The organism is Gymnodinialimonas sp. JB5-7 (genome assembly GCF_055693405.1).
Genome location: NZ_JBVFUX010000012.1, coordinates 20,167 through 33,470 on the forward strand (window position 1 = coordinate 20,167; position 13,304 = coordinate 33,470).

The 13,304-nt window shown below is 63.1% G+C and carries 16 protein-coding genes and 3 pseudogenes; 13 read left to right on the top strand and 6 right to left on the bottom strand.

The genetic code is table 11. The features are described 5' to 3' along the window. The first annotated feature begins 68 nt into the window (after positions 1–68). The 3 genes from ACZ1HK_RS07595 to ACZ1HK_RS07605 are packed head-to-tail and all read left to right on the top strand — an operon-like array spanning position 69 to position 2,087. Positions 69–530, top strand: a complete 462-nt coding sequence (locus ACZ1HK_RS07595) for a GyrI-like domain-containing protein (protein WP_472628189.1) — start codon at positions 69–71, stop codon at positions 528–530. 31 nt (positions 531–561) lie between these two features. Beyond that, a complete protein-coding gene (locus ACZ1HK_RS07600; protein WP_472628190.1) occupies positions 562–1,173 on the top strand; it encodes a GNAT family N-acetyltransferase in 612 nt (203 codons plus the stop codon). Beyond that, a complete protein-coding gene (locus ACZ1HK_RS07605) occupies positions 1,170–2,087 on the top strand; it encodes a DMT family transporter (protein ID WP_472628191.1) in 918 nt (305 codons plus the stop codon). The genes ACZ1HK_RS07600 and ACZ1HK_RS07605 overlap by 4 nt, the downstream gene beginning before the upstream one ends. Here ACZ1HK_RS07605 and ACZ1HK_RS07610 read toward each other — a convergent pair. The 4 genes and pseudogenes from ACZ1HK_RS07610 to ACZ1HK_RS07625 form a co-directional block, all read right to left on the bottom strand. Next, entirely contained in the window at positions 2,057–2,536 is a 480-nt protein-coding gene (locus tag ACZ1HK_RS07610) for a CAP domain-containing protein (RefSeq protein WP_472628192.1), read from the bottom strand. The genes ACZ1HK_RS07605 and ACZ1HK_RS07610 overlap by 31 nt on opposite strands. Before the next feature lie 199 nt (positions 2,537–2,735). Next, a pseudogene (locus tag ACZ1HK_RS07615) lies at positions 2,736–4,033 on the bottom strand (8-oxoguanine deaminase). 34 nt (positions 4,034–4,067) lie between these two features. Beyond that, a pseudogene (gene hisN, locus ACZ1HK_RS07620) lies at positions 4,068–4,881 on the bottom strand (histidinol-phosphatase). 68 nt (positions 4,882–4,949) lie between these two features. Then, complete coding sequence (locus ACZ1HK_RS07625; RefSeq protein ID WP_472628193.1) at positions 4,950–5,336, bottom strand: helix-turn-helix domain-containing protein; 387 nt, start codon at positions 5,334–5,336, stop codon at positions 4,950–4,952. A 221-nt stretch (positions 5,337–5,557) separates the two neighbouring features. On the opposite strand from ACZ1HK_RS07625, the gene ACZ1HK_RS07630 reads away from it, so the two are divergent. Both ACZ1HK_RS07630 and ACZ1HK_RS07635 read left to right on the top strand, forming a co-directional pair. After that, on the top strand, positions 5,558–6,517 hold the full coding sequence (locus ACZ1HK_RS07630; protein WP_472628194.1) for an NADPH:quinone oxidoreductase family protein: 960 nt from the start codon (positions 5,558–5,560) through the stop codon (positions 6,515–6,517). 62 nt (positions 6,518–6,579) lie between these two features. Next, entirely contained in the window at positions 6,580–6,957 is a 378-nt protein-coding gene (locus tag ACZ1HK_RS07635; protein WP_472628195.1) for a VOC family protein, read from the top strand. Positions 6,958–6,963: 6 nt separating this feature from the next. Here the strand turns inward: ACZ1HK_RS07635 and ACZ1HK_RS07640 are convergent, their stop codons facing one another. Then, positions 6,964–7,818: a LysR family transcriptional regulator gene (locus ACZ1HK_RS07640; RefSeq protein ID WP_472628196.1), complete on the bottom strand. Its 855-nt coding sequence runs from the start codon at positions 7,816–7,818 to the stop codon at positions 6,964–6,966. 123 nt (positions 7,819–7,941) lie between these two features. On the opposite strand from ACZ1HK_RS07640, the gene ACZ1HK_RS07645 reads away from it, so the two are divergent. The 7 genes and pseudogenes from ACZ1HK_RS07645 to ACZ1HK_RS07675 all read left to right on the top strand — a co-directional run bounded on the left by ACZ1HK_RS07645 (position 7,942) and on the right by ACZ1HK_RS07675 (position 12,012). Continuing rightward, positions 7,942–8,166 carry a DUF1127 domain-containing protein gene (locus tag ACZ1HK_RS07645; RefSeq protein WP_472628197.1) on the top strand — a complete coding sequence of 75 codons (225 nt, stop codon included), beginning with the start codon at positions 7,942–7,944 and terminating at the stop codon, positions 8,164–8,166. Positions 8,167–8,300: 134 nt separating this feature from the next. Then, positions 8,301–9,060, top strand: a pseudogene (locus ACZ1HK_RS07650) (Bax inhibitor-1/YccA family protein). 184 nt (positions 9,061–9,244) lie between these two features. Continuing rightward, a complete protein-coding gene (locus ACZ1HK_RS07655; RefSeq protein ID WP_472628198.1) occupies positions 9,245–9,901 on the top strand; it encodes a rhodanese-like domain-containing protein in 657 nt (218 codons plus the stop codon). Beyond that, positions 9,898–11,118 carry a chromate efflux transporter gene (gene chrA / locus ACZ1HK_RS07660; RefSeq protein ID WP_472628199.1) on the top strand — a complete coding sequence of 407 codons (1,221 nt, stop codon included), beginning with the start codon at positions 9,898–9,900 and terminating at the stop codon, positions 11,116–11,118. Before ACZ1HK_RS07655 ends, chrA begins: the two co-directional genes overlap by 4 nt. Before the next feature lie 102 nt (positions 11,119–11,220). Then, on the top strand, positions 11,221–11,388 hold the full coding sequence (gene rpmG / locus ACZ1HK_RS07665) for a 50S ribosomal protein L33 (protein WP_011454349.1): 168 nt from the start codon (positions 11,221–11,223) through the stop codon (positions 11,386–11,388). A gap of 118 nt (positions 11,389–11,506) precedes the next feature. Continuing rightward, a complete protein-coding gene (locus ACZ1HK_RS07670) occupies positions 11,507–11,884 on the top strand; it encodes a hypothetical protein (RefSeq protein WP_472628200.1) in 378 nt (125 codons plus the stop codon). Beyond that, a complete protein-coding gene (locus ACZ1HK_RS07675) occupies positions 11,872–12,012 on the top strand; it encodes a hypothetical protein (RefSeq protein ID WP_472628201.1) in 141 nt (46 codons plus the stop codon). The genes ACZ1HK_RS07670 and ACZ1HK_RS07675 overlap by 13 nt, the downstream gene beginning before the upstream one ends. Before the next feature lie 188 nt (positions 12,013–12,200). On the opposite strand, the gene ACZ1HK_RS07680 is transcribed toward ACZ1HK_RS07675, so the two are convergent. Further along, positions 12,201–12,893 carry a metal-dependent hydrolase gene (locus ACZ1HK_RS07680; RefSeq protein WP_472630804.1) on the bottom strand — a complete coding sequence of 231 codons (693 nt, stop codon included), beginning with the start codon at positions 12,891–12,893 and terminating at the stop codon, positions 12,201–12,203. Between the two features lie 123 nt (positions 12,894–13,016). Between ACZ1HK_RS07680 and gatC the strand changes: the two genes are divergently transcribed. After that, complete coding sequence (gatC, locus tag ACZ1HK_RS07685) at positions 13,017–13,304, top strand: Asp-tRNA(Asn)/Glu-tRNA(Gln) amidotransferase subunit GatC (protein WP_472628202.1); 288 nt, start codon at positions 13,017–13,019, stop codon at positions 13,302–13,304.

Consider the following 13,304-nt stretch of genomic DNA (forward strand, 5'->3'; position numbering starts at 1 on the left):
GGCGCGCCTTTTTTGTGTTTGACGACCTCTCTGCTAGACTTACGGTCACCCCAGAGAGGAGCGGACCGATGGAATTCACGCAAAAAGACCTGCCCGAACAGCCCTATATCTACGTTGATCGCGAATGCGGCTACGGCCCGGAAATCGCCGATGCCATGGGGTCGGCCTTTGGAGAAGTCTTTGGCTTTGTTCAGGAAAAAGGGATCACGCCGATGTCCATGCCTATGTCGATCTACCTCGGCATGGATCCGAAGATCCTGCGGTTTCGGGGAGCGGTTGCAGTCTCGGCGGAGGATGCGGCCAAGGCGAGCGGCGCGATCAAGGCCGATACCTTGCCGGGCGGCGCCTGCATGACGGGTGTGCATGTCGGCCCCTATGACCGCATGAATGAGACCCACCAAGCGATGTGGGCCCATATGGAAGCTGAAGGGATCAAAGGCGGTATGCCGATCTGGGAAGTTTATGTGGATGATCCTGGCATGGTTGAGCCCGACACGTTGCGGACCGAGATTTATTGCACACTCGGTTGACCGCCCGCCTTGCGCAGGCGACATCTGAGCCATGAAGGCCACCATCCGCCCCGCCCTGACCGCCGACCGGGCCGCCATCGAGGCGGCCAGCCGCGAGACGTGGGAGGCGCACCGCCAACGCCAACCCTTTGCGTTTGCCGAAAACGGGTGGGATTTCGGCATGGCGCGCTGGCACGAAATCGCCTTTCGCGGCCCCAAGGCCGAACCGCTGGAGGAAAGCGGCAATCTGTTTGTGGCCGATGCGGGTGGGCAAATGGTGGGTTTCGTGCTGCTCAGCTGGCATGTGCGGGCGGATGTCGAAAATATGCCCGATGGCGCGATCCTCGATATCTGGGTCCATCCGGATTGGCGCCATAAGGGTGTCGGCCGGAATTTGGTGAGTTTTGTCCAAGACATGGCCAGAGAGGCGGACTGGGACAATCTGACAGCGGATGTTTGGGTCGGCGCGCCATCGAGCGGCCTGTTTGAGGGCGCCGGGTTTGTGCCGCAAAGCACCACCTGGCGCTTCGGTCCCGACCGCCCGGCGCAGGCGCGGGTCAAACGACCCGAGACGAATGCCGGAGCCGAGGATCGTTTGTGGAAATGGGCCGTTTTTCTGGTGATCGTGGCATGTTTCGCCGCCGTGATGATGTCCCAGCAATGAGCGCATCGCCAACGCAGCCCGGGGCGCTCAACTGGGTGTTGATCATAGCACTTGGTGTGATCTGGGGGACGGCGTTCATGGGCGTCTCCACCGCGCTGACCGGTTTGACGCCGTGGTGGATCACGGCCGGCCGGGTTAGCTTGGCGGCCCTGATCCTTGTGCCCGTCGGCGCCTTGATGGGACAAGGTTTGGGCAAGGTAGACAGCACACGCGCCTGGGTCGTGATCGGCTTTATTGGTTTGTTTTCAACCGCTTTGCCCTTTGCGCTGCTCAGTTGGGGATTGACGCAGGTGCCCTCGGCCTTTGCGGGGGTGGCGATGGGATCGGTGCCGCTTTTGGTGTTGCCGCTGGTTGCGGTCTTCTCACCTGATGAGGGGATTGGCCCGCGCCGGATCATTGGCGTGATCCTCGGGTTTGCGGGCCTCATTCTGCTGATGGGGCCAGGAGCCTTTGGCGAGGGCACCTTGGCCGGGCGGTTGGCCTGTGTGGCGGCGGCGGCCTGTTATGCCGTGGGCTCGGTCGTGACGCGACGCGCGCCGCCTATCCCACCGGTGGCCTTTGCCGCTGGCAGCATGCTGATTGGCGCCATCGCTTTGATCCCATTGGCCTTTCTACTTGAAGGCGCGCCCGAGCTGACCCGGCCCGCAGCCCTATGGGCGCTGATCTACGTGGCGCTTGTGCCCACAGGTTTGGCCGCGATCATCCGCGTGCGGGTCATTACGACGGCAGGGTCGCTGTTTATGTCGCTGACCAGCTACATGGTGCCCCTATGGGCCGTCATCTTTGGCGTCACCCTGATGGGAGAGGCCCTGCCCGCCCAATTGTTCTGGGCGTTGGGCATCATCCTGGCGGGGATTGGCATCAGCCAATCCCGTGCCATTGCTCAGCAACTGCGCCCAAGGACCAGAACGTAGTAGCCGCCGTTATTGGCAAACCCGAATTGCGTGGCTTGCGGCGCAAGGATGTTGCGGCGATGGCCGTTCGAATTCATCCAGTCAGAGAACACCTGTTGCGTCGTGGCCTGGCCGTAGGCGATGTTCTCGGCCACAAAACAGGCATTGTAATTGGCCGCCCGTGTGCGGGAGTTGAGCGTGGACCCGCCGGAGCCGGTATGCCCAAAATTGCCGGTGCGGGCCATGTCATCGGCATGGGCCTGCGCCGCCGCCTGGAGTGCCGCGGAATGGCCCAAGGGCCGGGTCAGACCGTTTCGTGCGCGCAGGGCTGACACCCGTGCGCCAACAGCGGCGATATCAATGCTCTGCCCAAAGGTCAGCCGCGTGTCCCCGCCCGCGCTATCGCGGCTGGTCACGGCAGGCGTGCAGGCCATGGTGGCCAGGGTAAGCGCCGCAAGCGCGGCGATCATGTGGACCTTCATTTTGAGTGATCCCTCTTTTTTGCTCGATACGCCCAAAATGCCTGACGCGCGGCCAAGCAGCAAGCGTGATGAAATCGGCGTTTGACGGGATTGTGGATAAAACTTTGGATAAGTTTTATGGATGTTCTAAAAGTGTCATTTTTTGGAGATTTTCACCGAAATATTGGAGAATTTCAGCTCGAATAGACTAGGCGTGATCAGCAAGACCCTGCGCGAGACGCCGCTGTTGTGTGAGGTGCGCCCCAAGATCAAGCGTCGCAATCTCACCTTCCGCAACAACGCACCTGCCTTCGACGAACAGATCGCGCACCTTGCGGGGCCCGGCCAGAAGCAGCGCCGCCATGTCCCAATTCCCTGCCGCCTCAACACCTGTCATGTCCCAGATGGCAAGGTCGGCGCGGTAACCGGGCCTGATTTGGCCCAAGGCTTCGCCCCGGCCCAACACCTCCGCCCCGCCCCGCGTCGCGATGCGCAGCGCCTCGCGCGCCGACATCGCAGAAGGACCGGACGCGACCCGTTGCAAAAGCATGGTCTGGCGCGCCTCATCGACCAAAGACCCAGCATCGTTTGACGCCGATCCATCAACCCCAAGGCCGACCTTCACGCCGGCGTCGCGCATCGCCCGCACCGGCGCGATGCCTGAGGCGAGGCGGCAGTTCGAACAAGGGCAGTGGGCCACGCCCGTGCCGGAGCGGGCGAACAGGTCAATCTCCTGTCCGTCCAACTTCACACAATGGGCGTGCCAGACATCATCGCCTATCCAGCCGAGATCTTCGGCATATTGACCGGGGCGGCAGCCGAATTTCTCAAGCGAATAGGAGATATCTTCATCGTTTTCAGCAAGATGGGTGTGCAGCATCACGCCCTTGTCGCGCGCCAGAAGGGCCGCATCGCGCATCAATTCGCGGCTGACGGAAAAGGGCGAACAGGGGGCCACGCCGACCCGGCACATCGACGCCGGGGACGGATCGTGGAAAGCGTCGATCACGCGGATGCAATCGTCGAGGATGGCGGCCTCATCCTCCACCAGGCTGTCCGGGGCAAGCCGCCGTCCGACACACCAATCGACATCGCGCCGCGTGTCGGGTGGAAGCGCAGGCCAATCTCGGCGGCGGCCTCGATCGTGTCATCCAGGCGCGACCCGTTGGGGTAGAGGTAGAGGTGATCGGAGGACGTTGTGCAGCCCGACAAGGCCAGCTCGGCCAGCCCAATCGTGGCCGAGACACGCATATGCTCCGGCGTGAAGCGCGCCCAGATGGGATAGAGCGTCTGTAACCAGCCAAACAAAGCCGCATCCTGCGCGCCGGGCACCGCACGGGTCAGGGTCTGGTAAAGGTGATGGTGCGTGTTGACCAAGCCAGGCGTCACAAGACAGCCCGCGCAATCCAGGCTCTCGGTCGCCGAAAGCCCGGGGCCAATCTCCGAAATCTCCCCATCTTTCAGCAGGATATCGGTCTCGCGCAGCTCATCGCCCGCATCGTTCATTGTCAGGGCAAGGCCGACATTCTTCAGAACCAGCTCAGCCACGAATAGCCCCTTGAACCAGCGCCATCGCCTCGGCATGCAGCGCTTCGGAGGAGGCTGCAATCGCGCGCCCGCCGTCATGGACGGGGCCGCCCTCCCAATCTGTCACAATGCCGCCCGCGGCCTCGATCACAGCAATTGGGGCCGCAATGTCGTAGGCGTTCAGGCCCGCTTCGATCACCAGATCGATCTGCCCGGCGGCCAGTAGCGCGTAGGCATAACAATCGCAACCGTAGCGGACCAATTGCACGCGGTCGCGCACGGCCTCAAAACCGGCGCGGTCCTCAGCCGTGCCAACCTCGGGGAAGGTCGTGAAAAGCGTGGCGTCCGCCAGCGTGGCAGAGGGCGCAACGGCCAGCGGTCGCGTCGCCTTGAGGGCCAGTCAGGCGGGCATGGCCCAACCCGCCTTCGAACCGCTCCCCGATATAGGGTTGGTCGATGACCCCGTAGAGCGGGCCGTCCGAATTGTTCAACGAAATCAGCACGCCCCAGGTTGGCGTGCCGGAGATGAACCCCCGCGTGCCGTCGATAGGGTCCAGCACCCAGGTCAGCCCGCTGGTGCCGGGCTTGGTGCCTTCTTCTTCCCCCAGGATCGCATCATCGGGCCTGCGCTCGGCCAGCACGCCACGCATCGCGGCCTCGCCCGCACGGTCGGCGACTGTGACCGGGTCGTAATGGTCGGCGTCCTTCGAGACCGTGCCAAGGAACGCGCCCCGAAAATGCGGCAGAATGGCCGCACGCGCGGCATCGGCCATGGCATGGGCGCAGGCCACAATCTCATCCTGAAGGTCTTTGGAAAGATTTGTCATCGCGTCGTCCCGGTCCGGTTGCATCTTGGGGTGCACCGGGCCGGGGGCCGCGTCAAGCGCTCTGCAGATCAGGCAGCCGCAGATTCCGACAGCACGCGCGCCAGATCAAACAGGCGACGACGCTGATTTTCCGGGATCGCGTAGTAGGATCGGACAAGCTCCAACGCCTCACGATCTGCCAACAGATCGCCGGGCAAACCCTCAGCCGTCTGGGCGGCCTCGGCAGCGCCCTCCTGTTCGTCCATGCCTTCGAAGAAATAGGCAACCGGGATCGAAAGGGCGGCGGCCATATCCCAAAGCCGCGAGGCCGAGACACGGTTCATCCCGGTCTCATACTTCTGGATTTGCTGGAATTTGATCCCGACATGGCCGGCCAGCTGTTGCTGGGTCATGCCGACCATCCACCTGCGATGGCGGATCCGTTTGCCCACGTGAACGTCAATGGGGTGCTTCACAAGGTCTCTCCCTCGATAGAACACGGTCGTCCGATACACTGTCTAAGCCGTCACCGACGCCGAGGTCTGAAGCCGGCGCGTCCTAAGCCAAGGGTAGTGCGGCAGCAGAGGCGTTCAATGAATGGTTGTAATTTTTTCGCCGATTGCCGTTTGGGCCGGGCTGGCCAAGCGTGTTCGGACAGGCTAGGCCAAAGCCGATTGCGGCAGAGAAAGGCGAAGCTATGCGTGCATTTGTGGTGTCAGATCATGCCATTGCCCCCAGCGTGATCGAGATTGACGAACCCGCCCCCGGCCCGGGACAGGTCAAGATCCGCATCCACGCCTGCGGTTTGAATTTCGGCGATCTGTTGATGATCAAGGGCACCTATCAGGACACGCCCGCCCTGCCCTTCACTCTGGGCATGGAAATTGCCGGTGTGGTCGAGGCGCATGGTGCGGGTGTCAGCCAGCCCGCCGTGGGCACCCGCGTTGCCGTGTTCGAAGGCGCGGGCGGCTTGGCAGAGGCAGGTGTTTTCGACGCGACGCGCTGTGTAGAGATCCCTGATGAAATGCCGTTCGACCATGCGGCGGGTTTCATTGTCGCCTACGGCACCTCCCATCTTGCTCTGACCGACCGGGCGCATCTGAAAGCGGGCGAACGGTTGCTGGTTCTGGGCGCCGCAGGCGGCGTTGGCCTGACGGCGGTCGAACTGGGCGCCGCCATGGGCGCCGAAGTGATCGCGGTGGCGCGCGGGGCTGAGAAGCTGGCCGTCGCCAAGGCGGCAGGTGCGGCCCATGTGCTGGACAGCGACACCGCCGATATCCGGGCCGAGGTGAAGTCCCTGGGCGGCGCCGATGTCGTCTATGACGCGGTGGGCGGCGACGGGTTCAAGGCCGCGATGCGGGCCACGAACCCGGGCGGGCGCCTGCTGGTTATCGGGTTTGCCAGCGGCGATGTCCCGCAAATCCCGGCCAATCATCTGCTGGTCAAGAACATCGACGCCATCGGCTTTTACTGGGGCGGCTACTTGCGATGGGCGCCAGAGCGTTTGGCGAAAAGCCTTGGTAAACTGATGGACATGTACCGCGATGGTGCGCTGAAGCCGCATATCGGTGCGGTCCGCCCGTTGGATGAGGCAGGCGAGGCGATGGACCTGCTGCGGCAGCGCAAGGTCTCGGGCAAGGTTGTCGTAACGATCTAGGTCGGCGGCCATCCGCATGTGTTAGAGTGCCGGCATGCCCCCCAATTCAAAGGCGCGCCTTGATGTCCCGACGCCCCATTTGCTTTCTGGCGACCGATAACGCCGAACAGGCGAAAACCTTTTACGCCGATGTTCTGGGCCTGCCTCTTGTAGAGGTTTCACCCTACGCGCTGGTCTTTGACGATGCGGGAACGATGTTGCGCGTGCAGATCGTGGAAACGGTCGTCGCCCCGCCATACACGGCCTATGGGTGGCACGTTGACGACATCGCCGCAGAGGTTGCGCATCTGGCCGCCCAAGGCATCCCTTGTTTGCAGTTCGCGCACCTGCCCCAAAACAGCGCGGGCATTTGGACCAGCCCGGACGGTGCCCAAATCGCATGGTTCAAGGACCCTTGCGGCCATACCTTGTCGTTCACGCAATTTCCCGGAGTCACCTAAGCGGCGTCACATCGCGCGGTAGGATTGGCGCAGGAACTCCACCAGCGAATCCAGCGGCTCTGTCCGCTGAAGCTCGGTCCGGTACATGTTGATCTGGATGCGCGGCAGCGCGGGCAGCGCCCCGCCATGTTCGATCTTCTCGGCATAGGGTGATTCCGTGCCCTCGATGATAGCGTGCACGGCCAGATCGGCGCTGACGGTCGCCTCCACGGTGCGGATCGAGTCCGCCTCGACGGCCATTTCCCAGCTGATCCCGGCCGCATCCAGCGCCGACAAAGCGGGCCCGCGAAAGATGCACGCGTCCTCCAACGCCAACCGCAGGGGCCGTTGCCGCCACATCTGGCCTTCTTTCGCCCCGACCCAGACCATGGGCCGTTCCAGCAGCGTTTCGCCGCCGCGGTCCAGATCCTCCTCCGTGGTCAGGATCACATCAATCTCACCGCGCGCGAAGGCCGCCTTGAGGTTGATCGTGCCCATCGACAAAAGCTGCACCTTCATCCGGGGATAGGCCTTGTTGAAGCGCTGTAGCACCTCGGGGATGGCCGGATAGACCACATCATGGGGCACGCCGAGCGAGATCTCGCCCTCATACTCCTTGGATGTCAGTCGCCCCAGAACTTCATCGTTCAATTCCAACATTCGCCGCGCATAGCTGAGCATCTGTTCGCCCGCGCCAGTCAGGTTCAACTTGCGTTCGGCGCGGTTGAACAGGGCCACATCCAGCGCCTCTTCCAGCCGCTTGAGCTGCATCGATACGGCGGATTGCGTGAGGTTGAGAAAGCCCGAGGCTTTCGTGACACCGCCCGCATCCACAACCGCCACAAAGGCGCGGAGCGAGGTGAGATCGAGATTTCTGGGCATTCATCAATCCTTGTGATGATAGGCTTCACAATCATTCACTATCAAAATGTATTCCATCGGTCCATACATCACGTATCGAAATGAACTCTCCCCATTTCGTCACAAACGCTGAAAGGAAAGCAAATGGCTGATCTGTCCCTGTCCCGTCCCCATTCCGGTTGCAGTGCAAAGACTGCGCCCGAGGTCCGCCTGACTGTCCTTCAGCGGATTTTCGGCGTGTGGCGTCAACGCCAGCACCTCGACCGGCTCGACGCACATATGCGCCGCGATATCGGGGTCACCGACGCGCAAGTGCACCGTGAGGTGGAGCGCCCAATCTGGGATGTGCCGACCACCTGGCGGCTCTGACGCCACGCGATAGCAAAAAACTATCGGTCCTTGTGGTTTCCATAGGGACCGATAGCTTGAAAAAGCCGCGCACGTCACCGATATTCTCCTGTGAAAGGCCCAATTGCCGGGCCTTGCCTATTTTGGAGGACCAAATGGCTGAATATCAGACGATGCGCTCCCAGGGCATGGCGACCTCCGCGGCGGAGATCGACGCCGGCCTGCGCGCGCACATGAACAAAGTCTATGCGACCATGTCGATTGGTCTGCTGGTGACATTCGCGACAGCTTGGGCATTCGGGGCCAACCCGGCCATGCTCCAGATCTTGCGCGATCCGCTTACGCTGCAACCGACCATCCTTGGGTGGATCGTGATGTTTGCACCGCTCGGCATGGTTTTTGCCTTCGGCGCCGTCATCACCAAGGCCTCTGCGGCGGCCGCACAGCTTTTCTTCTACGTGTTCTCGGCCGTCATGGGCGCCTCGATCGCCTATATCTTCGCGGTCTACACGGGCGCGTCCATCGTGCAGTCGTTCCTGGTGACGTCCATCGCCTTCGCATCGCTTAGCCTGTTCGGTTACGTGACGAAGCGGGATATCTCCGGCTGGGGCGCCTTCCTGTTCATGGGCCTGATCGGTGGCATCGTGCTGATGATCATCAGCCTTGGTGATGAGCGCCTTCTTCGGCATCGTCATCCCCGGCTTTGACATCGCCATCTCGCTGATGCTGCTGCTCGTCTTCGCCGGTCTGACTGCGTATCACACGCAGACGATCAAGCAGGACTATGTCGACCACGCACAGTATGGCGACACGGAGTGGCTTCAGAAATCCGCCATCATGGGCGCGCTGAACCTCTACATGTCGTTCATCAACATGTTCCTGATCATCCTCAGCTTCCTCGGCAATCGCGAGTAAGCGACGGACCATCCACATTCAAAGGGCCGGGATTTTCCCGGCCCTTCTTTGTTGCGTGTCATGGCCCGCTAAGGCACGGTCCGCCCACGGGGCAGCGGCGCCCCGTCAGGCCTCCGCCACCGGATCAAGGGCCCAAGGTTCCGCACTTGCGTAGCATTGGACGATCCGGACAGGAGCCCACCCCATGACCCACTTCCCCACGATCCAGCCCATTGACGTTTTGGCGCGCCTTGCCGCGCCGAACGCCCCGATTGTGCTGGACATCCGGCTGCCCGACGATTTGGCCGACGACCCGACCCGCCTGCCCGGCGCGGTTCAGATCGCCTTCGATGACCTGCAAGGCCAACTGAACCTCTCCGCCACACGCGGGGCTATCGTTGTTTGTTGGAAAGGGCTGAAGCTCAGCGCCGGGGCAACGGCCCGGTTGCGGTCCCATGGGGTCGATGCGGTGCGAATGACCGGCGGCCATGTCGGGTGGCGCGCAGAAGGCTTGCCCGTCCTCAGCAATGCTGCCCCGTCTCGGATCGCCCTGCCCGTCGATGCAAGCATACCAGAAGCTCTCGCCGCATGGGCGTGCCTGCGGTTCGACGCGCCCCTCGCCGAACTGCTTGAAGTGCCGCGCGAAGATTTGCCCGGTGTCGTGGATCGTTTTGAGGCCACGGCACCCACATCGATGCCCGATCTCCCCGGCCTGAGCGCCCTACCCGGCGCGGACCACCTTGTCGCCCTCGCCCTCGCTGAAGGCCCGCCTTCCGCCCTGTTCCCCACCTTCGATCTCGCCTTTCGCGGCGCACTGCGTCATGAAAGGGTCACCTCCGCAGCGCATGGGGCTGAGGCATGAGCACACCCTCCTTATCCCAGATGTTCCGCGTCTTCGGACGTATTGGAATGCTGTCCTTCGGCGGGCCCGCCGCCCAGATCGCGCTGATGCATAAAGAGCTGGTCGAAGATCGCCCGTGGCTGACCGAGCGGCAATACCTGAGCGCCCTGTCCTTCTGCATGTTGCTTCCGGGGCCAGAGGCGATGCAGCTGGCCACCTATGCCGGCTGGCGCATGCGCGGCACGCCGGGGGGTCTGCTGGCGGGGCTTCTGTTCGTGCTCCCCGGGGCGGCGGTGATCCTGGCACTCGCCAGCGCCTATGCCGCCTACGGGTCCCTGCCATGGGTGGCCGCGGCCTTTCTCGGCATCAAGGCGGCCGTCATTGTCATTGTGCTCCAGGCCTTGCTGAAGGTCTCTGCCAAGGCTCTGAAAAGCCCTGTCGCCTACGGTCTGGCCATCGCAGCCTTCCTCGCCATCTTCACCCTCGGCATCCCGTTCCCATTCATCATTGCCGCCGCAGCCCTGGTCGGCGCGCTTTTGATGCGTGGCACGGCCGCAGAGACACCGACCATAACCGTCTCCCCCACTCGCACCCTAGGCACCATAGCGCTCTGGGGCACGCTCTGGCTCGCCCCCCTGCTCGGCCTGTGGCTGTTCGCCCCAACCCTGCTTGCCGATATTGCCGTGTTTTTCTCAACCCTTGCGATTGTGACCTTCGGCGGGGCCTATGCGGTGCTGGCCTACATGGTCCAAGAGGTCGTGCAGGGCTATGGCTGGCTGACCACCGATCAGATGATGGACGCGCTTGGCCTGGCCGAGACCACGCCCGGCCCCCTGATCCTGGTCACGCAATTCGTGGGGTTCATGGCAGGCGCGCAGGCGGGCGGCTGGGGCATGGGGGCGCTGGCCGCGATGATCACGCTTTGGGTCACGTTCGTGCCGTGCTTCCTTTGGATCTTTGCAGGCGCCCCTTACGTGGAATGGATCGCGACGCGGCCCCGCCTGACAGGCGCGCTCTCGGGCATCACCGCCGCCGTTGTGGGGGTGATCGCCAATCTCTCGATCTGGTTCGCCCTCAACATCTGGTTTGCAGACGGCACCTTCGCGCTTTCGGCGCTCGATCCGCGTGCGCTGGCCCTCTCCGCCCTTGCCGCTGCCCTGCTCCTCTGGCGCAAATGGGACCTGCTAATCGTGCTCCCGATCCTGGCCGCGGCCGGGATCGGCGCATCTTTGATTTGAGGTGTTGACTCGGGGCACCACCCCGGTAAAAGGCGCGTCTCTACCAGATGACAGCGTAAGCCGCCCGCGCGGCGCGCCCCGAGAATTCGCAGGAGCCTTACGATGGCGAAGCCAACCACAATCAAAATCCGCCTCAACTCGTCCGCGGGCACGGGCCACTTCTATGTGACCAAGAAGAACGCACGCACGATGACCGAGAAGATGGTCGTACGAAAGTACGACCCCGTTGCGCGGAAGCATGTCGAATACAAGGAAGGCAAGATCAAGTAAGATCACCCCCTTCCAAAGACCGACAAAAGGCCGCGCCGGAAAATCCGACGCGGCCTTTTCTTTTGTCGAAAGCGGGGTGTCCCGCCAACGACGGCCCAACATACAGGAGGACAGGGCCATGGTTGAAGAGATCGTCATAAGAACCACCAGCGGGGCCGATCTGCCCGCTATCGACTCGCTTCTGGGCGCGTCCTACCCGGTGCTTCTGAAGCCAGACTACCCGCCGTCGGTCCTCGTCACCTGCCTGCCTCTGATCACCCGTGCGCGACCGGAACTGCTCCGCTGCGGCTCCTACTACATGGCCGAGGATGAAAGCGGCCGCGCGCTCGCCGCAGGCGGCTGGACCCACGGCGCGCCGCAAGGCGGCGTGGGTCCGCGCGATGTCGGCCATATTCGCCATGTCGTCACCCACCCCGAGGCCACCCGTAGGGGCTCGCCCGTGCCATCCTGCAACGCAGCTTCGGCGCGGCGAAAGCGGCAGGTGTGCGCTGGATGATGTGCCAATCCACCCGCACGGCCGAGCCGTTCTATACCGCCATGGGCTTCCAACGGCGGGGCGAGATCGACATCCTGCTGCGCCCCGGCATCGCCTTCCCGGCGGTCGAAATGATCCGCGCGCTCTGACTCGCGTCACGGCCGGATCACCAGCGGCCTGCGTGGATCTCTCCCCCGCGCGGGCCGCCCCTCTTTGTTCCCTGAAAATGCCCGCCGGAGGCGAACCCAACTCTGCCCCTGCGCGAACGCCCGCAGAATGGCATCAAGGGGCGGGAGGGCGACGGGTGGGTGGGTGGGGTCGCTCTCCCGCCCCGGCCCTAAAGCGCGACCGTTTCCATCACCTCCGGGTCCAGCACCCGGACACCCGGCAAAGCTGCCTTGAGCGGGTCTGCCGACTGCTCCAGCAAAGGAAAGGTCTTGTAATGCACCGGGATCACCGTCTCGAACCGGAACAGCTTCGACGCCGCATAGGCCGCCCGTTCCATATCCATCGTGAAATGCCCACCGGCGCACAGGATGCCGATCTCGGGCGCATGAATATCCTGTAGCACCGACATATCGGCCATCACATCGGTATCGCCCGACACATAAACCGTGCGCCCTTCCCCTTCGATCATATAGCCCGCCGGCGCGCCCGCATTATACAACCGCCCATTATGCGTGAGCGACGAGGAGTGGGCCGCGTTCACCATCGTCACCGCCACATCCCCAATCCGCACCGTGCCGCCCTTGTTGAAGCCGACCGTCTCGATCCCATGCACATCCGCCAGGAAGCCCGCCAATTCCACGATGGCGTACAGCGTGACGCCAAGATCTTTCGCCATCTCCGCCACGCCGTCGGCATGGTCGAAATGGCCGTGGGTCAGCAGGATCGCTGTCACCCCTGCCAAGGCCTCCGCGCGGCGCTCATCTGGGAAGGACGGGTTGCCCTCCAACCATGGATCAATCAACAGCACGTCTCCGGCGATCTCCAACCGCACACTCGCATGGCCCAACCAGGTGTAATTCATCGCACATCTCCCAATTTCCGCACCCATCCAGCCTACCCTGCTCGACCAACGGCGCAACCACGCTTGAAGCCCCCGCGCCCCGCCGCTAAACCCGGCCCGTTCGCACGAGAGGATCAAGCGCCCATGTCCATCGATACCGCCACCGCCGCCAAGGTCGCGAAACTGGCCCGGATCAAGGTCGAAGAGGCCGAGCTTCCGGCCCTCGCCCAGGAATTCAACGCCATCCTCGGTTTCATCGAGCAACTCGAAGAAGTCGACGTAGACGGCGTGGAGCCGATGGTCTCGGTCACGCCGCAACGCCTGAAACGGCGCGAGGATGTGGTCACCGATGGCGACCAGCCCGCCAAGGTGCTGGCCAATGCGCCCGATGCACGCGAAGGCTTTTTCTCGGTTCCGAAGGTGGTCGAATAA